Below are 19,214 nucleotides of genomic sequence, written 5' to 3'. Positions count from 1 at the left end.
CTCCATTTGGGGCAAAGCCCCTTCGCTGCCGCAGCGTTGCGCTGCGGCACTGGCTTGGTGCCTGGATGTCTCCCCTGGCAGTCAGCGTGCATTAATACGTGTATAGCTGCCGTGACAGCTATTGTTGGGGTCGGTCGCAAGCTGACCTCTTCCGCACGGTATCGATCGCACATTGCAAGCCTGTCGAACCGCACTGCTGCCAGATCGGTGCGGCGGTGACACTGCGTCCAGCGAACGCACCGCGTTCGGACGATGGGTCGGGGAAATCGCATGCGAATGGCTGTTGTGACGAAGACGTGGGCCCTGGCGGTGGCGCTGCTGGGGATGGCGGCGGCGCAGGCGGGCGAGATGCCGGTCGCGCGCGGTGCCTACACCTTGCAGGCAGAAGTGCAGGGCGAGGGCTCGACGACGGTCGTCTTCGAATCGGGTTTCGGCCAGGGCGCCGGCGTGTGGAAGGACGTCATCGCCGGGCTTGGCGCGGACTGCCGTTGCATCGCCTATGCGCGCGCCGGCGTCGGCACGTCCGGCACCGACGGCAAGCCCAAAACCATCGACGAGCACGTCGCCGACCTCGAGGCCGTTATCGACACCCTCGCGCCGAAGCGCAAGGTGGTGCTGGTTGGCCATTCCTACGGCGGCCTGCTCGCAACCGAGTACGCGCGTCGCCATCCCGATCACCTGCAGGGCCTCGTGCTCGTCGACCCGGCGACGATGGGCCAGCGCCACGCCTTCATGCGGGCCGACCGGGCCCGCGTGCAGGCGGATGACGCATCGCTGCTGAAGATGCTGCCGCCCGCGTTGGCGGCCGACTACCGCGCGCTGATAACGCAGCTCGATGCGCCCACCGCCGCCACACCGACCGCGATGCCCGACGTGCCGGTCGCGCTGCTCACCTCGACCAACGTCGCCGCCGACCCGTTCGTGTTCGAAGAGACCGCGCAGGGCAAGACGCTGTGGAAGGCGCAACACGCCGCGCTGTTCGCCGCGTTCTCGCGCGGCACGCATCGTTATTTCGCGACAGGACACAACATCCATCGCGAAGATCCAAAGGCCGTGGTGCAGGCGATTCGCGAGGTGGCCGCTCTCGCCGCCGACGCGAACTAGGGAGCCACCGTGTGCTTCGACATACGCGCGAAATCTTTGGGACTCCTCCCCTTAACCGGCAACATGTAGCCGATGGACCCGAGTTTTCGCCCCTTGCACGCGGACCTCTTCGGCACCGGTTGGAAGCCCGGTGACGGAGCGCAGGCGCTCTACTTCGCGCTCGTCCCCGACGATGTGGTCAAGGCGAAAATTGTGGCTGCCCAAAAAGCCTTCGCCCTCCGGTTCGGCCTGCGCGCCGTGATCCAGCGAGATCTGTTGCACTTAACGCTGTGCGCGCCCTCTCCGCGGTCACGCATTCGCGAGCCACTGCCGGTTGCGCTGGCGAAGGCGGCGGATCGGTTGGCGTTCTCCGCCGTCGATGTACGACTGACGACAGCGGCCCGATTCGGTGGCGCCTTGGGGCGCTCGTCCTGGGTGCTGAGAGCCGAGGGAGAGGCTTTGCTCGAGATGAGGAGAGCGCTCGCCAAGGCCATGGGGCTCGAGGGCATGCAAGTGGTAAACCCGCGCAGCTTCGCTCCGCACGTCACCGTGGCCTATTCGAATGCGCTTCCCAAGGAAGAGGTGCCCATGGAGCCAATTTGCTGGAACGCGCAGGACTTCGTGCTCATCCATAGCCACTTCGGCGGGAGCCGGCACGACGTGCTTGGACGGTGGGCGCTTGCCCATCAGGCGTGACGGCTTGCGTCGGGGGCCCTTCCTGACACGGGTTTGAGACAGCTGCTGACACGCGGTGAACGGCAGGGCGTTGGATCGTGGATCGAAGACACGCCTACCCGCTGACGATTACGCCACCGTCTGCGCCAATGCGCTGCGGCGTGTCCTGCTCGCAATCAGGTACAGCGCCAGCCCCAGCTCCACCGCCTTGATCGCCCACTCCACGCGCTGTAGCACCAGCGCACCCGCCGCTGCCTCGATGTTGGAGTACATGCTGGCCAGGTTGAGCACCATGTGCAGTCCGATGAGCAGCCAAAGGCTGCCGGTGCTTGCGCGTGCCGCGGCGAACATCATGCCGGCGCAGGAGCTCATCAAGGCCCACACCAGCGCATGGCTCCAGTCCCCGTCCATGTAGCCGTGGATCAGGTGCATCGAGCCGAACAGCAACCCGTTGAGGGTGATGGCCTGCCACAGCGGCAGGCGCAGCAGGACGAGAAAGATGACGCCGCGGAACAACAGTTCTTCGCCGAATGCGTTGAAGAACTGGATCAGCAGGTCGCCGCCGAGTCCTCCGGGCGCGGGCAGGCGTACGCCCATGGACGCGAACAGGATGACCGGCAGCAGGCAGGCGACGAAGAAACCGGTCGGCTTGATGCGATTGAAACCGACATCCCGCCATAACCCCAGCGCGTGGGTGAGCAGCAGCGGCAGGATCACCGTGGAGGCAAAGGCGAGCAGCTTGACCTTGCGGTACGCCTCGGGCGGCGCGTACTGCTTGCCTAGCGCCAGGATGAGCAGGGTCAGGCCGAACTGCAGGGCCGCACACAGGATGGCGGCGGGGATCGGATGCCGGTCAGCGTAAGGGCGAAACGTCATTGCGTTCTCTCTCAGGCAGCGCTGCCGGGATGGCTGCACTGTAGCGACGCGCCCGAAGCGGGGGCCAGCGCCCCCTTGGCACTTGACCCGGTAAAAACCCCCGAAGATTCCCCCGGACCGGCTGCCTGACGGCCAGGCCGGCGCGCTCAGCGCGTCCCCAAGTACTTCCGGCACACTCCCCAGGCCCCAACCAGGTCCAGCATCCCCTGCATCGATCATCACAATCGCCGCGGAAAGGGGCCTCATGCCAACCATGGACCGCCGACAGTTCCTGAAGCTTTCCGCGACGCTGGGCGCGGCGCTGGCCCTGGGTTGCACGCCCGTGCGCCCGTCGTCGAGCGGCTGGCGCGAGCGTCGCGACCTGTATCCGCAGGGAGTAGCCTCGGGCGATCCGGACGACAACAGCGTCCTGCTGTGGACGCGGCGCCCGTATGCGGACGCGCGCAAGAGCGCCACGCTGCGGGTCGAAGTGGCGGAGGATCCGGATTTCACGAGGGTGATCGCGAGCACGGCGGCGCGGGTGTCGGCCGCGTCCGACTGGACCTGCCGGGTGCTGGTCGGCCATCTCCCGTCGGCCCGCGAATACTGGTACCGCTTCGTGGACGAGGAGGGCAACGGCAGCCGGATCGGCCGCACGATGACGGCGCCCGGCCCCGACGATCCGCGAACGGCGCGCTTCGCCTTCGTCAGTTGCCAGGACGTCTGCGAGGGTGCCCTGAACGCCTATCGACGCATGATCTTCGAAGACGAGCGTGCCGCGCCCGAGGACAGGATCGGCTTCGTGCTGCACCTGGGCGATTTCGTCTACGAGGTCGTGCAATACCCCGACCAGGTCAAGGACGGCCATCGCTACGACCGCCGCATCACGTTCCCGGTCCACTACCCGACCGGCAAGACGGTCGCCGATAACCGTTACTGGGTGCCCGCCTCGCTCGAGGATTACCGCGCCCTCTACCACGGCTACCTGCAGGACCCGGATCTGCAGGATGCGCGCGCGCGTTGGCCGTTCGTGGCGGTCTGGGACAACCACGAATTCTCCTGGCAGGGCTGGCAGTCGATCCAGGAATTTCCCGGCACAGACGGCTTGGTTCCCGCGCAGACGCTCAAGGTCGCGGCCAACCAGGCCTGGTTCGAATACCAGCCGGCACGGGTCGCGCCGCCGGGCGCCCGCATGGACACTTTCGTGGCTCCGCACGTCGTCGATACCCCGGTCACGACGTTCGATGACGACGGACTGGGGCGCGAAGCCAACAACCTCGCCGCCATCGACAGCCTGATCGTGTATCGCGCCCTGCGCTGGGGCCGGCACATCGACCTGATCCTCACCGACCAGCACAGCTTCCGCTCGCGCGACCCGGGTTCGCACGAGGAGCTCGCTCCGCTGTTCGAAGGCGACGCGCTAGGCTGGGTGCCGGAAGAGCTGGCAATGCAGCTCGACGCGGGCCGCGACTACGCCGACGGCCATCCGCCGGCGAAGCTCTCTTTCCGCGGCAAGAGCGTGGCCAACTACCGCGCCCATGAGTCCGCGCAGACCCTGCTGGGGGCGAAGCAGAAGGCCTGGTTCCTCGAGCGCTTGCGCGGCGCGCAGGCTACCTGGAAGATCTGGGGCAATTCGCTGGGCACGCCCGACTGGCGCGTGGATCCGCAGCATCTCCCGCCGGCATTGGGCCCATGGTCAGGGGAGGGCTTCGCCGTCATGGCCACCAGCGACTGGGGCGGCGCGTACCACGAGCGCGCCGAGATCTTCGACACCGTGCGCGATGAGGGCATCACCGGGTTCGCGATCGTCTCGGGCGACCGCCACAGCTTCTGGGCCGGCTACGCGGCCAAGGCCTTGCCACCCGCTGCGTTCGAGCCCGTGGGCGTCACCTTCGTGGGCGGATCGCTCATTTCCCCGGGCATGCTCGAAGCTTCCGAGCACAACCTGAAGAAGGACGATCCGTTGCGCCCGTTGTACGTCGCCAATCCGGGCGACGGACCGACGCAGCCCACCGTCAACCTTCTGATGCACCATGGCGTTCGCTCGGCGCTGGAGTTCGCCAAGAGCGGGGATCTGAAGAAGGCGCACGCCGTCAGCAACCCCGACCTCGCCCCGCACCTGACCTTCGTCGACATGGGCGGCCACGGCTACGCAACCGTCCGCGTCGACGCTGGCACGATGGTCACCGAGTTCGTGTGCATCCCGCGCCCGATCGAGCGCAGTCCGCGTTCCGACGGCGGACCGCTGCGCTACCGCGTCCGCCACGAAGTGCCACTGTGGCAAGCCGGCGAGCGGCCGCGGATGCAGCAGACGGTGGTGGAGGGTGATCCGGGCCCGGCGGTGTGAAGCGCCCTCGAGCCCGCCCGGCGGCGCCCACCGCCGGGCGGGCTCGGCAAGACGTCCGTCTCCAGGTCGATCCTCACCAACTGCGTTTGGCCACGCCTTCGAAAACGTTGTTGAGTGGGTTGATCTGGATCATGTAGATCGTGTTGCCCCACGGGCCGACGTGGATGGCGAAGGCGGTGGCGTTCTGGTCCTGGAACAGTACGGTGCCGTTGCAGTCCGGTTGCACCGAATAAGTGCCGGGGACGTTCGTGCCCGGGACGATGTTGCCCAGGTCGCCGATCGGGTTGGCGGCCGTGAACGACAGGGCGGTCACGCCAGTGCCGCCATCGAAGCGCAGTGTTTCGACGATTGCCTTGGGCGTCCACGGCGTGCCGGGCGGCGCGAACGGCAGCCGCGTGAATCCGCTGGTCGCGAACGTGTAGCGGCCTTTCAGCGTGGCGTTGCTGCAGGTGTTGGCGAGCGCCAGGCTGGGCAGGCACAGTGCCAGCGCCAGCAACGCCGAACCGCGCAGCCGCCTGCGCACGCGTGCTTGCCGCGAGGCTGCTTCGCCGTCGTGGCCGCTGCCCGTTGCCGCGTTGGTTACCTGCCGCGAGCCAGCCGGCGCGGCGAGCCGTGTTTTCAGTGCGCTAGTCATGTGCGTGCTCTCCCTTTGGAGAAGACAAGTGGGCGGGGCGTTGCCCCGATGCCGCCGCGGGCGACCGAGCCGGCGACAGAGCCGGCCCTGGATCGGACAGGCGTCCGCAGACCGGATCGCGCAGTCTGGTCGTCGGCCGCGCACAGGTCCTTCGGGTTTTCTGGAGTTTTTCTGGAGGAGGTTGCTGGCGATGCCGGAACGAAAGGTCTAAGGTGCGGCGGCGATCGGGAGTTGGGGCAATGGGCAAGGTGGACACCACCGCATTGCTTGCGTCCGCCAACCCGGCAGGCCGGGCCGACGGGCGGCGCGTACGGATCGGTACCTGCCGCGTGGAGGCCGATCTCGACCGGATCGTGATGCCCGACCGGGAAGTCGCGCTCGAACCCAAGGCGATGGCCGTGCTGATGTACCTGGCGCACCACCCGGGTCAGGTGATCAGCGCGGGCGAGCTGATCGAGGCGGTATGGCACGGCCGGCCGATGGGCGACAACCCGGTGTACCGCTGCATCGCCCAGCTGCGGCGTGCGCTCGGCGACGATTCCCGCGCGCCGACCTACATCGCCACGGTGCCGACCAAGGGCTATCGCCTGATCGCGCCGGTCGAGCCGCTCGATTCCCTGACGCCAGCGGCCCGGTCGGATGCGGCAACCGTGGCCCGCGACGAAACCGCGGCGGATGTGTCGCCAACAACCAGGCAGCGCCTCGCAATGGGCGTGGTTGCGCTGCTCCTGCTCGTACTGCTGGCGGCCGTGGCGATCGTGGGCAAGACGTGAGCTGAAGCCGGGCGAGGGGGCGCGGTACCCGACGCCCGATCCGCCGACGCCATCATCACTTTGAATTAATAACTATCGTCGCAAACCTCCGGCCCTCAAGGGACGCAGCGATGAACAAGACATTGCGTTTGATGAAAAAAAGCCTGCTGGCGAGCCTCATCGCCGGCTCGATCGCCACGGTCGCCGTCGCCCCGACCGTGTCGTGGGCGCAGACCGCCAACGCCACACTGCGCGGCACCGGCCCGGCCAACGCCCAGGTCACCGCCCGCAACGTGGCGACCGGCTCGGTGCGACGCACGCGTACCGGCGCGGACGGCAGCTATGCGCTGCCCGGCCTGCAGCCAGGCACCTACCAGGTGGATGCCGGCCCGGGCACCGAGCAGACGGTGACGTTGACCGTCGCCTCCACCGCGACCTTGAACCTGCAGGCGCCGGTGGCGGCCGGTGCGCCGGTGGCCGCGGGTGCGCCTTCGCCGGCCGCCGCCACCACGCTTGGCGGCGTGTCGGTCACCGCGACCACGCTCACCGAGGTCAAGACGCCGGAAGTGGGCAATACCATTTCGCTGCGCCAGATCCAGACCATCCCGCAGATCTCGCGCAACTTCCTGGAGTTCGCCGACACCGTGCCCGGCATGGTGTTCAGCGTCGACTCCAAGGGCAACACGTCGTTGCGCGGCGGCGCCATGAACAACAGCTCGGTCAACGTCTACATCGACGGCGTGGGCCAGAAGAGCTACGTCAAGGAGGGCGGCGTCAGCGGCCAGAACGGCAGCCAGGGCAACCCGTTCCCGCAGCTGGCGATCGGCGAGTACAAGGTCATCACCTCCAACTACAAGGCCGAGTACGACCAGATCTCCTCGGCCGCGGTGACGGCGCAGACCAAATCCGGCACCAACGAATTCCACGGCGAGACCTACTACCGCTATACCAACGATGCGTTCCGCGAGCGCACGCCGGCCGAGCGCGACTCCGGGACCAAGACGCCGTCGGAGGAAAAGGAATACGGCTTCGCCATCGGCGGCCCGATCATCAAGGACAAGATGCACTTCTTCGCGGTGTACGAGGCCAAGCGCTTCGATACGCCGATCACCGTCGTACCAAGCGCCGACGGCGCTCCGGGCGTGGCCTACCTGCCCGCCGACGTGGCCGGGCTGTTCGGCCCGGCCGGACTGAACTTCAAGGAAGACCTCTACTTCGGCAAGCTCGACTGGGAGCCGACCGACCGCGACCGTTTCGAGGCCAGCGCGCAGATCCGCAAGGAAGACCAGCTCGGTGGCATCGGTGACCAGAACGCACCCACCTCCGGTTACAGCACCCGCAACAACGACAAGCGCTATGCGCTGCGCTGGCAGCACAGCGGCGAGGCCTACTTCAACGAGCTGCTGCTGACCTACGAGGACGCCTACAACGCGCCCACCGCGCTCAACTACGGCAACGGCCTGGTCTACACCTGGGAGCGCCCGACCGACGACCCGGTGATCATCCAGACCGGCGCGGCCAGCCCGCTTGCCACGCAGGACAAGGGGCAGAAGGGTCCGGCCATCCAGGATGACTTCACCTTCAACGACCTGCAGTGGCACGGCGACCACGTGATCAAGCTGGGCTTCAAGAAGAAGATGGTCACGCTGAACGCGGCCGACGCGGCCGACGTCAACCCGCAGTTCTATTACAACGTGACGACGGCCGGCACTGCGGGCACGCCGTACAAGGCCTTCTTCACCAAGCCGGTGACGGGACTGGGCCTCACGCCGTCGGTCTCCACCAAGAGCCACCAGTTCGGCGCCTACATCCAGGACGACTGGGACATCACCGACAAGTTCACGCTGAACCTGGGCGTGCGCTGGGACTACGAGCGCACGCCTTCGTACACCAACTTCGTCACGCCGGCGAACGTGGTGGCCGCGCTCAACAGCCAGGACCCGAACGGACCGCCGGGCCAGACCTACGCGCAGTCGCTGGCGCTCGGCGGCATCGACGTCAACGACTACATCAGCACCGGCAGCAATCGCTCCGCCTACAAGGGCGAGTGGCAGCCGCGACTGGGCTTTTCCTACGACCTCAATGGCGACGAGGCGCACGTGATCTTCGGTGGCGCCGGCCGCGCCTACGACCGCGACCTGTACGACTACCTGCAACTTGAAACGACCAAGTCGGCGCTGCCGCAGTACACGATCTACTTCCGCGATCCGGCGACCGGCCTGTGTCACCGCGAATCGACCCCCTGCTACGACTGGGACCCGAACTACCTCAACGGGCTGGCCAACCTGCAGGCGCTGCTCGGTCCGAGCAGCAACGCCGGCACCGAAGTCGACCTGATGAACAACCACCTGAAGGCGCCGTATTCGGACCAGTTCAGTCTCGGCATGCGCAACCAGGTCGGCGACTGGAACACGAGCGCGACGGTCTCGCGCATCCTCAGCCACGACGGCTTCGCCTTCACGCTCGGCAACCGCTACCCGGACGGCGCGTTCTTCCAGAACAACAGCCAGCCGTGGGGCAATGGCGTGCCCGGGTTCGGCGCGCTGATCGTCGGCAACAACGGCATCGCCACCCGCACCACTCAGTTGCTGCTCTCGGCCGAGAAGCCCTACACGAAGGAATCGCACTGGGGCGCGACGTTCGCCTACACCTTCACCCACGCCAAGCAGAACCGCGACATCAACGAGCATTACTCGTTCGACGAGGCGACCATCGGCGACTACCCGTTCATCACGTCCAACGCCGCGGCCAAGCATCGCTTCGTGGCGACCGGCAACATCGACGGACCGTGGGGCACCACGCTGTCGGCGAAGCTCACCCTCGCCACGCCGCTGCCGTTCAACGGCATCGCCTGCTACGACGGCGCGGTGTTCCCGGCCGGGAACAACTGCATCCCGCAGGCGGCGACGCCGGGCGGCTCGCGCTTCATCTTTGGCGGCAAGATCTGGGGCTACCGCGACATCGACTTCCAGGCGACCAAGAACTTCGACCTCGGGCATGGCGTGACGCTGTTCGGCCGGTTCGACGTGCTGAACGTGTTCAACTGGGACAACTTCGTCGACTACGTTCCGACCTACGCGAACGGGCAGGCGACGGTGGAGTACAACCGCCTGGGCAACATCACCTTCGTGCCGCGCACGTTCAAGTTCGAGGTCGGCCTGAACTTCTAGCGCAGCCCAGCGCCCCGGCACGGCTACGGCCGTGCCGGGAGCGCGCTCCCATCCGGGCCTTTTATGAGCGGACCCATTCGCGACATCGTCATCGTCGGTGGTGGCACGGCAGGCTGGATGGCCGCCGCCGCCTTCGCCAAGGTGCTCGGCGGACGTTTTGCGATCCGGCTGATCGAGTCGGACGAGATCGGCATCGTCGGCGTGGGCGAGTCCACCGTGCCGCACCTGAAACTCTTCAATAACCTGCTGGGCATCGACGAGGCCGAGTTCGTGCGGCGCACGCAGGGGACATTCAAGCTTGGCATCCAGTTCGACGACTGGGGCCGCATCGGCGAGCGTTACTTCCACAGCTTCGGCGGCCTCGGCCCCGACCTGGGGTTGCTCCCATTCCACCAGTACTGGCTCAAGGCACGCCGGCAGGGCAAGGCGGCCGACCTCGGAACCTACTCGCTCAACGCGTTGGCGGCAGGGCAGGGCAGGTTCATGGTGTCGGCCAGCGACGTGCCGCCGACCTCGCCACTGGCCAACATTGCCTACGCCTACCAGTTCGACGCCGGGCTGTACGCGCGCTTCCTCCGCGAGTACGCCGAACGCCACGGCGTGCAGCGGATCGAAGGCAAGATCGTGGATGTGGCGCTGCAGCCGGACAGCGGTTTCGTCGAGGCGGTCACGCTGGCCTCCGGAGCGCGCATCGCGGGCGACCTGTTCGTCGACTGCTCCGGCTTCCGCGGCCTGCTGATCGAGCAGACGCTGCACGCCGGCTACGACGACTTCAGTCGCTGGCTGCCGTGCGACCGCGCGGTGGCGGTGGCCTGCGAGAAGGTCGGCCCACCCACGCCGTACACGCGCGCGACCGCGCGATCCGCCGGCTGGCAGTGGCGCATCCCGCTGCAGCATCGCATTGGCAACGGCCACGTCTATTCCAGCGCGCACCTGAGTGACGACGAGGCGGCTGCCACGCTGCTGAAGCATCTGGACGGCCGCCCGCTCGGCGAGCCGCGTGTGCTGCGCTTTACCGCGGGCATGCGGCGGAAGTTCTGGGACCGGAACGTGGTCGCGCTGGGCCTGGCCAGCGGCTTCATGGAGCCGCTGGAATCGACCAGCATCTACATGGTGCAGTCGGGCATCGCCCGGTTCCTCAACCTGTTCCCGTGGAGCGATTTCGACCCGGTGTTGATGGACCGCTACAACGCGCAGTCGGTGTTCGAGTACGAGCGCATCCGCGATTTCCTGATCCTGCACTACCACGCGACCGAGCGCACCGACAGCGCGTTCTGGAACGACTGCCGCACGATGGCGATTCCGCCGTCGCTGGCCGAGACGATCCGCCTGTTCCGCGACAGCGGCCGCTTCTTCCGCCAGGGCGAGGAGATGTTCGCATTGGTCAGCTGGGTGCAGGTAATGATCGGCCAGGGCATCGTGCCCGAGCAGTACCACCCGCTGGTCGATCAGGTCGCCCAGTCCGATGTGGACGGCTATATCGCCAACGTGGGACGGGTGATCGCCAGTTGCGTGCAGGCAATGCCAAGCCATGCCGCCTTCATCGAGCGCTGCTGCGCCGCCGTCCCGGTGCCGGCCTGAGTCCCACCTTCCGTCCGTTCCTCGCCGTTCGGCGGTGGCCGGTTTTTTCCACCCCCCTCGACGGATGCCGTTCCCATGCCTTGCCGATTTTCGCTAGCACTGACGACCGCCTTCCTCGCGACGGCACTCGCAGCCACCCCGCCGGTCCGCGCCGCGACACCCGGGCCCGCCGCGACGACCTACGCCACGCTGCCGCCTGCGCAGCAGAAGCTCATCGACGATCTGGAGCGGCGCACCTTCGACTGGTTCTGGGACAGCGCCGATCCGAAGACGGGGCTGGTGCCGGATCACTACCCGGGCGAGTCGTTCTCCAGCATCGCGGCCGTCGGCTTCGGGCTGACCGCCTACGGCGTGGGCGTGGAGCGCGGCTACATCACGCGCGCGCAGGCGGCCGAACGCACGCTCGCCACGCTGCGCTTCTTCAGGGACGCGCCGCAGAATGGCAGCGAGGACGACACCGCCGGCTTCCACGGCTTCTACTACCACTTCCTGGACATGCAGACCGGCAAGCGCTTCGGGCGCTGGGTGGAGCTGTCCAGCGTCGACACCACGCTGCTGCTGGGCGGCGTGCTGTTCGCGCAGTCCTACTTCGACCGCGACACGCCCGCCGAGCGCGAGATCCGCGCGCTGGCCGACGCGATCTACCGCCGCGTCGACTGGCCCTGGATGCAGGCGCGCGCGCCGCTGATCAGCATGGGCTGGACCCCGGGCGGCCAGTTCATCCCGTCCGACTGGAAGGGCTACAACGAAGGCATGCTGGTCTACATCCTCGCGCTGGGCTCGCCGACGCATCCGGTGCAACCGGCCGCCTGGAAGGCCTGGACCTCGACTAACGACAAGACCTGGGGTGCGTTCTACGGGCAGACTTTCCTCAACTTCGCGCCGATGTTCGGCCACCAGTACAGCCATGTCTGGGTGGACTTCCGCGGCATCCGCGACGACTGGAACCGAAAGCACGACCTCGATTACTTCGAGAACAGCCGGCGCGCCACCTACAGCCAGCGCAACTACGCCATCGCCAATCCCGGCCACTGGACCGGCTACGGCGCCAACGTGTGGGGCTTGACCGCCAGCAATGGGCCGGGAGGCATCGTCGTCGAGCAGGGCAACAAGACGCTCACGTTCGAGGGCTACACGGCGCGCGGTGCCGGGCTCGATTACATCTCCGACGACGGCACCATCGCCCCCACCGCCGCGGGCGGCTCGATTGCCTTCGCGCCGGAGATCGTGGTTCCCGCGCTGGCGACGATGAAGCAGCGCTACGGCAAATCCATCTACGACCGCTACGGTTTCGTCGACGCCTTCAACCCGAGCTTCCATACCGACACCGAATTGCGCACAGGCCGGCTGGTGCCGGGGCTGGGCTGGGTCGACAGCGTGCAACTGGGCATCGACCAGGGCCCGATCGTGCTGATGATCGAGAACTGGCGCAGCGACTTCGTCTGGAAGGTGATGCGGCGAAACCCGTACATCCGCAAGGGCCTGGAGCAGGCCGGCTTCACCGGCGGCTGGCTGGCCGCGCCCGAACCCTGACCTACCGCCCTACCGGGGGGCTAGACGCCAGTTGCGCAGCGCGGCCATCCGAGAGGATCCCGCGCCTGCAAAGGCAGCCATCGATCAGGGTTCGAGCGTCGCCACCCGCGACAGTTTCGACACCCCATGCTCGTCGAACGCCTCCACGGCCACCACGTAACGCACGCCCTTGTTGAGCGAGCGCAGTTGCAGGTGCGTGGGCTGGTCGGCGAAGCGCTGGTAGGTCTCGTGCAGCCGGTCGGCGGACAGTCCCCAGCGCACGTTGTAGCCCACCGCGCCCGGTACCGGCTTCCACGCGATCTCGGCGTCGCGGGTGTCCGTATCGCGTTTGGCGGACACGAGCTCCGGCGGTGACGGCGGCGCGCCGTCCGCGTTGCCGAATACGCGCAGGTCGGAGATCGCCAGGTGCTTCGCGCCGACGTGCCCGTGCACGTAGCGCACGTAGCGGACGTGCGCGGGCCGGTCGAACTCCAGGTAGGCGTTGGGCCGGTCGCGCTGCTCGTGCGAGAGATCGGCAAGCACGGTCCAGTGCTTGCCGTCGGTGGAGCCTTCGAGCTTGAACTGCGTGACGATGTCCGGCGCGTCGCCGTAGCGGCCGGCCTTGTAGTCGGTGAAGTTCACCTGCACGGCGCGCACGCTGCGCGTGGTACCGAGATCGACGGTCAGCGTCTGGCCCGGATTGTCGTGCGCGGCGACCCAATAGGTGCGCGGGTTCTCGTCGGTGACCTCCGCCGGCCCGTGATCGGGCAACTGCGACGAGGCGGTGGCGGGCTTGCGCCAGGAGAGCAGCATCCAGCCGGTGAAAGTGCTCTCGCCGGGCTTGAGCTTGTGGTCGGGCATGCGCTGCGGGAAATCGCCGAAACGGGTGTCGACCCACATCTGGCCGTCGTCGTGGTAGCCGGCGGGAAACAAGTCGACACGCCGCTCGAAGCGCCAGTTCACCGCTACCCACATCGTGCCGGTGTTCCAGGTGTTGCCGTAGGTGTCCTCGAAGGTGGAACCGTGGCCGGCGCCGACCACGAATCCGCCGGGCTTGTAGCCGATGGGGTTGTACGGTGCGTAGTGGAACGGACCGAGCGGCTTGTCGCTGGTGTAGACGCCGGTGGCGTAGACGTTGAACTCGGTGCCGGGCGCGCCGTACTGCAGGTAGTAGGTGTCGCCGTGGCGGTTCATCCAGGCGCCCTCGACGTAGGGGTCGATGCTCTCGTCGGTGTGGTCCTGCCCGAAACGCTCCCAGCCGTGCTGGTCCGGATGCAGGCGCAGCAGGGCCTCGGGTTTGCCGACGAAGGTGACGCGCTTGCCTTCGCCTTCCTTTCCGTGGTCCAGCGCCAGGTCGATCTGCGCGCCGTAGAGCGGGAAGACGTTCGAGGAATCCCAGTACAGATAGGTCTTGCCGTCCTCGTCGCGAAACAGGCCCGGGTCCCACGGGCCGGGCGGCAGGTCGCCCGGCTTCATCTCGCTCTCGTGGCCGGCCCACACGGCGCCCGGGACCGGCGGCAACAGGCGCGTCCAGAAATTCCAGTGGCCATGCGCGGGATCGGTCGAATACAGCAGCGGCACCGGCTGCATCGCCGACTGCATCAGGAACAGCTTGCCATCGGCGACCAGCGTGGCCGGCGCCACCGGGCCGTCGAACGGCCAGCGGTCCGGCTTGACGAAATCCCAGTGCACCAGGTCGGTGGAGCGCCAGTAGCCATCGGCCAGGGTCAGGAACAGATAGTAGGCGTCGCCGTAGCGCACCACCGCCGGATCGGCGCCGGTACGGTAGGAGATGCCCTGGTTCATCTGCTCGTAGTTGTAGCGGTAGTCGACGTCGACCGGATTGGCCCAGGTGCGGCCATGCGGGTTCACGGCGGCGCGGGCACCCGTTGCGGCGATGCCCGCGGTAACCAGCAGGGCAAGCGTGAGACGGGAACGGGAAGGGCAGGCGTGTGGCATGGCATGCGGCCTCGGCCGGATCGGGAACATCTGATCTTTTCACACCCGGTCGTGTAAACGTCTTCACGCTCAAGCGGGCGCTGCCGCTCGCATCCCGTGCTGCCATGAACCGATCATCGATCTTCCGTTTGCGTCCCTCCGTGTTGCTGCTCGCAAGCACGTTCGCGTGCACAGTCGTCCAAGCGCAGGTCGCCGGCGCCCTGCCGCACGCCACGGCACCCTCGAACGCGCAACTGACCTCGCCCGGGATCGAACGGCGTGTCGAGGCGCTACTCGATCAGATGACGCTGGAAGAAAAGATCGGCCAACTCGTCCAGTACAACGACCAGGGCTTCAGCGCGCCGACCCCCACCACCGGCGACAAGGAGCTCGCCGCCAACCCGGAGACCAAGACCGAGGTCGACGCCATGGCGCTGGCCAGGCAAGGCCGTCTCGGCTCGATGCTCAACGTGATCGGCGCCGAGAAGACGCGCGCCTTCCAGGAGGCGGCGATGCACAGCCGCCTGCACATCCCGATCCTTTTCGGCGCGGACGTGATCCACGGTTATCGCACCATCTATCCGGTGCCGCTGGGCCTGGCGGCATCGTGGGATACGGCGCTGGTCGGGGACCTTTCGCACATGGCGGCGACCGAAGCCACCACCGCCGGCGTGAAATGGTTCTACTCGCCGATGGTCGACATCTCGCGCGACGCGCGCTGGGGCCGCTCGACCGAGGGCGCGGGCGAGGATCCGTATCTTGGTTCGGCAATGGCGCGTGCCTACGTGCGCGGCTACCAGGGCAACGATCTGTCCCGGCCGGACAGCGTCGCGGCTTCGGTCAAGCACTTCGCGGCGTACGGCGCAGCCGAGGCGGGGCGCGAGTACAACACCACCGACATGTCCGACATCCGCCTGCGGCAGGTCTACCTGCCGCCGTACAAGGCCGCGGTCGAGGCGGGCGCGGCGACGATGATGAGTTCGTTCAACGCGCTCAACGGCGTGCCGGCCACCGCCAACCCCTACGTGATGGACGAGATCCTGCGCAAGGAATGGGGCTTCAACGGCTTCGTGGTCAGCGACTACACCGCGGTGATGGAACTGACCCACCACGGCATCGCGCTCGACGCCGCCACGGCGACGAAGAAGGCGCTGGAGGCGGGCGTGGAAGTGGACATGATGTCCCACTTCTACGACACGCAGATCCCCAAGCTGCTGGCCGAGCACAAGCTTTCGATGGCCACCGTGGACGAGGCCGTGCGGCGCGTGCTGCGGGTCAAGTTCGCGCTGGGCTTGTTCGAGCATCCCTACGCGCAGGGCACCGAGGTGACGCACGCGGTGCCCGAGCATCGTCCGCTGGTGCGCCGTGCCGCCGAGGAGTCGTTCGTGCTGTTGCGCAACGCGTCGGTCGGCGGCAAGGCGGTGCTGCCGCTGGGCAACGAAGTGAAGTCGGTGGCGCTGATCGGCCCGCTTGCCGATGCCTCCAACGAGATGCAGGGCGCGTGGGGCGGCGCAACGCAGGCGTCCGACGTGGTGACGCTGCGCCAGGCACTGGAGCGGCGCATGCAGCAGCGTGGCGGCCACGTATTGTTCGCGCACGGCACGGACGTCCTGGGCGACGCGGCGGCGGGCTTCGATGCCGCGCTGCAGGCCGCGCGCCAGGCCGACGTGGTGGTCATGGCATTGGGCGAGTCGTCGGAAATGAGCGGCGAGGCCGGCTCGCGCGCGCACCTCGACCTGCCGGGCAACCAGCAGCAACTGCTGGAGAAGATCGCGGCGACGGGCAAGCCGGTGGTGCTGCTGGTGTTCTCCGGTCGCCCGCTGGTGCTGGATTGGGCGGCCAGGCACGTGCCGGCGATCATGGCCGTGTGGTTCCCCGGTACCGAGGCCGGCAACGCGCTGGCCAACGTGTTGTTCGGCGACGTCGCGCCCAGCGGCAAGCTGCCGATGAGCTTCCCGCGCGCGGTCGGGCAGGAGCCGTTGTACTACGCACAGTTCCCTACCGGCCGGCCCGCCGGCGACGCCGACTTGAGCAAGCCGCCCAGTGGCGGCGAAACGCGCTTCGTCTCGCGCTACATCGACGTGCCGAACGACGCGTTGTTCCCGTTCGGGTTTGGCCTGGGTTACACGAGCTTCGCGTACTCCGGCGTGCACGTTTCGCGAGCCACGCTGCCGCTGGCCGAGGCCAATCGGCCAGGCGCGAAATCGCTGGTCACAGTCACGGCCACGCTGACCAACACCGGCAAGCGCGAAGGCACGGAGGTCGCGCAGCTCTACGTGCGCAACCTCGGCGCCAGCGTCGAGCAACCGGTGCGCGGGCTGAAGGGCTTCCAGCGCGTGACGCTGAAGCCGGGCGAATCGCGGCAGGTGCGCTTCGAGCTCGGCTTCCCCGAACTGTCGTTCTACGACGTGCACAGCCGTCAGGTGGTGGAACCCACGCACTACACAGTGTGGGTCGGCGGCAGCTCGCAGGCGGCGGCGCAGGCCGACTTCGACGTGCGTCCATGACCTCGGGCCCGGCGGAACGCGATGCTCGCCTGTCCCGGCATCGTTCGTTTTCCCGGTGAACGCAGGCATGGTCCGATTGCCGGATCATCGGCGATCGGGCTACCGTTTCCGGACCCACCAGGCGGGGGCGTGGCGATGCGGATGGCAGGTCGGTACCTCGGATGGATATCTTTCGCCCTTATCCCCGCGAGCGGCGTCGCGCTCGCGCAGGGTGCCCCGGCCAGGCCGCTGCTGGACGGGATGGATGCCATGCAGACCTCTCTGGCGGCGCTTCGGCCCGAGATAGACGACGCCACGATTAGCGGCATCGAGTTCGATACAAGCCGCGGCGTATGGCACTTCCGGCTCGACCGCGACATCTCCAAGGCGCCGGCCTCGCTCGAGGTCACGTTGGACGAGGCGACCGGCGCCGTGTGCGCGCGCGATCCGGCGGTGAGGCAGTGTGTCGCGCAAGGCAGTGTGGCGGCTCACCTCGGGGAAGCCCGCGTCCGGCGCGCGGCGCAGCAGGACGCGGTGCTTCATCCCGCTCCGGACCTGCAGGGCATGATGGTCGCGCTTGTGCGCTACCAGGCCACGGCGAAGGACGGCTACGTGCGCGCCAACCGCATGCCGCTCTACGTGTCCATGAGCTGGCCGGACAGCGGGCTCCAGCGCGACCTCTCCGCCGATGCCATCAGGCAACTGGTCGACACCGGCCTGCGGTTGTTCCCCGGAAGCGCGTGGCCCTCCGGCAAGGCGCCGATGCAGCAGAGGATGCGGATGAACGTGGGCCTGCCGATGCGCCGCCCGGATGGCGACTACGACGTCCAGTACGGCTTCTGGTGTGGCGACCTGTGCGCCTCGTGGCATACCGCGGTGTTGCGGCATGACGCGCGGGGCTGGCACGTGCTGAGCTCGAACATGGAAGCCATTTCCTGACAGGCGCCCGTTGCGCTTGGCGCGACAGGTACACGTTCGGCCGGGGAGCCAACCCTCCTGCGGGCTCCTACCATCTGAAGTCCGCCACCACCGGGAAGTGGTCCGAAGGGTAGACCTTGCCCTCGTGCGTGGTGATCGTACGCACGTCGTCGGCTTCCAGGCCGCGGTAGAGGATCCAGTCGATGCGCTTGGTCGCATGGCCGGTGAAGTCGTGGAAGCTGCCCTCCGGGCCATCGTGTCGTGGCGACGACGTACGCGCATCGTGCAGGACTTCAGTCAGGGAAGCGTGCGTCCTGCTGTCCGGCGTCGTGTTGAAGTCACCGGTCAGGATGACGGGAACCGAGTCAGGCAGTCGCGCCAGGCGCTGCCGGATCTGCTCGGCGCAACGCTCGCGGGTCGCTTCGGCCTCCTCGCCGTCGCGGTAGGGAAAATGCGTGTCGTAGTAGTAGAAATCCTTGCCGCTGCGTCGGTCGTGGAATTTCGCCCAGGTGACCATGCGGGGCATCAACAGGCCGGCTCCGATGCTTCCGGGCTTGTCCGGGGTCTCCGACAGCCAGAAGTTGCCGGACTCGAGCACCTGCAGGCGCGTCCTGTCGTAGAACACGCCCATGTGCTCGTTGCCGTTCTCGTCGATCTCGTTGCCGTTGCGGCCCATGCCGAACCAGGTGTAGCCCGCCAGGTGTTGCTGCAGGTAGTCGCCCTGGGGCGAGAGCAGTTCCTGCGTGCCCATGATGTCCGGGTGTTCCTTGCGGATGACCCGGACCATCAGGTCACGACGCTTGGGCCAGGCGTTGATGCCGTCGTCGGCCGTGCCGTAGCGCACGTTGAAGGTCATCACGCGAAGGTCGTGCGTGCCCGGCAGCGCGGTGGCGCTGGCCATGCTGGAGGCGAGCGCGAGACCGGAAATCAGGAAAACGCGTGATAGCAGCCGCATGGAACAACTCCTGTGGGGAAGGGGTGACGCGCTGAACTTCAGAACTGGAGGCAGCCTCACTCGAGGCAGGTTCACGCGGTGCGAAACGCAGTGGCGCGCGTCATCGTGCGCCGGACACGTCATCGCGCTGGCCACGCCCGCGTTCCAGTATCCCGTTCGACCATGCACCCGACCACTCCCGCATGGTGCCGCGGTCATGGCTTCGACTTGTGGTTGCCGGGTCATCGCCGGTGTCCGCCGGTGATGGATCGGATCTCACCCAAGGCGTCGGGCGCATTGTCTGACAGCAGAAGGCTTGCTCGGATGAC

General features: G+C 67.4%; 13 protein-coding genes. 9 read left to right on the top strand and 4 right to left on the bottom strand.

Annotated elements, in window-relative coordinates:
- The first annotated feature begins 270 nt into the window (after positions 1-270).
- Entirely contained in the window at positions 271-1,104 is an 834-nt protein-coding gene (locus ACFWZ1_RS12430) for an alpha/beta fold hydrolase (RefSeq protein WP_439666632.1), read from the top strand.
- A 72-nt stretch (positions 1,105-1,176) separates the two neighbouring features.
- On the top strand, positions 1,177-1,779 hold the full coding sequence (locus ACFWZ1_RS12425; RefSeq protein WP_439666631.1) for a 2'-5' RNA ligase family protein: 603 nt from the start codon (positions 1,177-1,179) through the stop codon (positions 1,777-1,779).
- 108 nt (positions 1,780-1,887) lie between these two features.
- On the opposite strand, the gene ACFWZ1_RS12420 is transcribed toward ACFWZ1_RS12425, so the two are convergent.
- On the bottom strand, positions 1,888-2,634 hold the full coding sequence (locus ACFWZ1_RS12420) for a lysostaphin resistance A-like protein (protein ID WP_439666630.1): 747 nt from the start codon (positions 2,632-2,634) through the stop codon (positions 1,888-1,890).
- Positions 2,635-2,878: 244 nt separating this feature from the next.
- Here ACFWZ1_RS12420 and ACFWZ1_RS12415 point away from each other — a divergent pair, with 244 nt between their 5' ends.
- Positions 2,879-4,960 carry an alkaline phosphatase D family protein gene (locus tag ACFWZ1_RS12415; RefSeq protein ID WP_439666629.1) on the top strand — a complete coding sequence of 694 codons (2,082 nt, stop codon included), beginning with the start codon at positions 2,879-2,881 and terminating at the stop codon, positions 4,958-4,960.
- A gap of 73 nt (positions 4,961-5,033) precedes the next feature.
- Here ACFWZ1_RS12415 and ACFWZ1_RS12410 read toward each other — a convergent pair whose 3' ends face one another.
- Positions 5,034-5,594, bottom strand: coding sequence for a hypothetical protein (locus tag ACFWZ1_RS12410; protein WP_439666628.1), 561 nt, complete (start codon positions 5,592-5,594; stop codon positions 5,034-5,036).
- 239 nt (positions 5,595-5,833) lie between these two features.
- Here ACFWZ1_RS12410 and ACFWZ1_RS12405 point away from each other — a divergent pair, with 239 nt between their 5' ends.
- From ACFWZ1_RS12405 to ACFWZ1_RS12390, 4 genes are all read left to right on the top strand, one after another.
- Positions 5,834-6,367, top strand: coding sequence for a winged helix-turn-helix domain-containing protein (locus ACFWZ1_RS12405; protein ID WP_439666627.1), 534 nt, complete (start codon positions 5,834-5,836; stop codon positions 6,365-6,367).
- 110 nt (positions 6,368-6,477) lie between these two features.
- Entirely contained in the window at positions 6,478-9,516 is a 3,039-nt protein-coding gene (locus ACFWZ1_RS12400; RefSeq protein ID WP_439666626.1) for a TonB-dependent receptor, read from the top strand.
- Positions 9,517-9,579: 63 nt separating this feature from the next.
- Positions 9,580-11,097, top strand: a complete 1,518-nt coding sequence (locus ACFWZ1_RS12395; RefSeq protein WP_439666625.1) for a tryptophan halogenase family protein — start codon at positions 9,580-9,582, stop codon at positions 11,095-11,097.
- 75 nt (positions 11,098-11,172) lie between these two features.
- Entirely contained in the window at positions 11,173-12,630 is a 1,458-nt protein-coding gene (locus ACFWZ1_RS12390; protein WP_439666624.1) for a glucoamylase family protein, read from the top strand.
- 84 nt (positions 12,631-12,714) lie between these two features.
- Here ACFWZ1_RS12390 and ACFWZ1_RS12385 read toward each other — a convergent pair whose 3' ends face one another.
- Positions 12,715-14,568 carry a family 43 glycosylhydrolase gene (locus ACFWZ1_RS12385; RefSeq protein ID WP_439666623.1) on the bottom strand — a complete coding sequence of 618 codons (1,854 nt, stop codon included), beginning with the start codon at positions 14,566-14,568 and terminating at the stop codon, positions 12,715-12,717.
- Positions 14,569-14,672: 104 nt separating this feature from the next.
- Between ACFWZ1_RS12385 and bglX the strand changes: the two genes are divergently transcribed.
- A complete protein-coding gene (gene bglX, locus ACFWZ1_RS12380) occupies positions 14,673-17,054 on the top strand; it encodes a beta-glucosidase BglX (protein WP_439666622.1) in 2,382 nt (793 codons plus the stop codon).
- Positions 17,055-17,075: 21 nt separating this feature from the next.
- Positions 17,076-17,972 (top strand): hypothetical protein, encoded by an 897-nt coding sequence (locus ACFWZ1_RS12375; protein ID WP_439666621.1) that lies wholly within the window; start codon positions 17,076-17,078, stop codon positions 17,970-17,972.
- Positions 17,973-18,039: 67 nt separating this feature from the next.
- On the opposite strand, the gene ACFWZ1_RS12370 is transcribed toward ACFWZ1_RS12375, so the two are convergent.
- Positions 18,040-18,906, bottom strand: a complete 867-nt coding sequence (locus ACFWZ1_RS12370) for an endonuclease/exonuclease/phosphatase family protein (protein ID WP_439666620.1) — start codon at positions 18,904-18,906, stop codon at positions 18,040-18,042.
- Positions 18,907-19,214: the final 308 nt, after the last annotated feature.

This window comes from Frateuria sp. GZRe14 (assembly GCF_051900395.1).
Lineage (GTDB): Bacteria > Pseudomonadota > Gammaproteobacteria > Xanthomonadales > Rhodanobacteraceae > Frateuria_A > Frateuria_A edaphi.
The sequence above is the reverse complement of the archived record's forward strand: the minus strand, read 5'-3'. Positions and strand labels throughout refer to the sequence as shown.

What these genes read in the sequence shown, in the direction of transcription:
- ACFWZ1_RS12430 (WP_439666632.1), top strand. Translation starts at nt 271, where the DNA reads ATGCGAATGGCTGTTGTGACGAAGACGTGGGCCCTGGCGGTGGCGCTG.
- ACFWZ1_RS12425 (WP_439666631.1), top strand. Translation starts at nt 1,177, where the DNA reads ATGGACCCGAGTTTTCGCCCCTTGCACGCGGACCTCTTCGGCACCGGT.
- ACFWZ1_RS12420 (WP_439666630.1), bottom strand. Translation starts at nt 2,634, where the DNA reads ATGACGTTTCGCCCTTACGCTGACCGGCATCCGATCCCCGCCGCCATC.
- ACFWZ1_RS12415 (WP_439666629.1), top strand. Translation starts at nt 2,879, where the DNA reads ATGCCAACCATGGACCGCCGACAGTTCCTGAAGCTTTCCGCGACGCTG.
- ACFWZ1_RS12410 (WP_439666628.1), bottom strand. Translation starts at nt 5,594, where the DNA reads ATGACTAGCGCACTGAAAACACGGCTCGCCGCGCCGGCTGGCTCGCGG.
- ACFWZ1_RS12405 (WP_439666627.1), top strand. Translation starts at nt 5,834, where the DNA reads ATGGGCAAGGTGGACACCACCGCATTGCTTGCGTCCGCCAACCCGGCA.
- ACFWZ1_RS12400 (WP_439666626.1), top strand. Translation starts at nt 6,478, where the DNA reads ATGAACAAGACATTGCGTTTGATGAAAAAAAGCCTGCTGGCGAGCCTC.
- ACFWZ1_RS12395 (WP_439666625.1), top strand. Translation starts at nt 9,580, where the DNA reads ATGAGCGGACCCATTCGCGACATCGTCATCGTCGGTGGTGGCACGGCA.
- ACFWZ1_RS12390 (WP_439666624.1), top strand. Translation starts at nt 11,173, where the DNA reads ATGCCTTGCCGATTTTCGCTAGCACTGACGACCGCCTTCCTCGCGACG.
- ACFWZ1_RS12385 (WP_439666623.1), bottom strand. Translation starts at nt 14,568, where the DNA reads ATGCCACACGCCTGCCCTTCCCGTTCCCGTCTCACGCTTGCCCTGCTG.
- bglX (WP_439666622.1), top strand. Translation starts at nt 14,673, where the DNA reads ATGAACCGATCATCGATCTTCCGTTTGCGTCCCTCCGTGTTGCTGCTC.
- ACFWZ1_RS12375 (WP_439666621.1), top strand. Translation starts at nt 17,076, where the DNA reads ATGCTCGCCTGTCCCGGCATCGTTCGTTTTCCCGGTGAACGCAGGCAT.
- ACFWZ1_RS12370 (WP_439666620.1), bottom strand. Translation starts at nt 18,906, where the DNA reads ATGCGGCTGCTATCACGCGTTTTCCTGATTTCCGGTCTCGCGCTCGCC.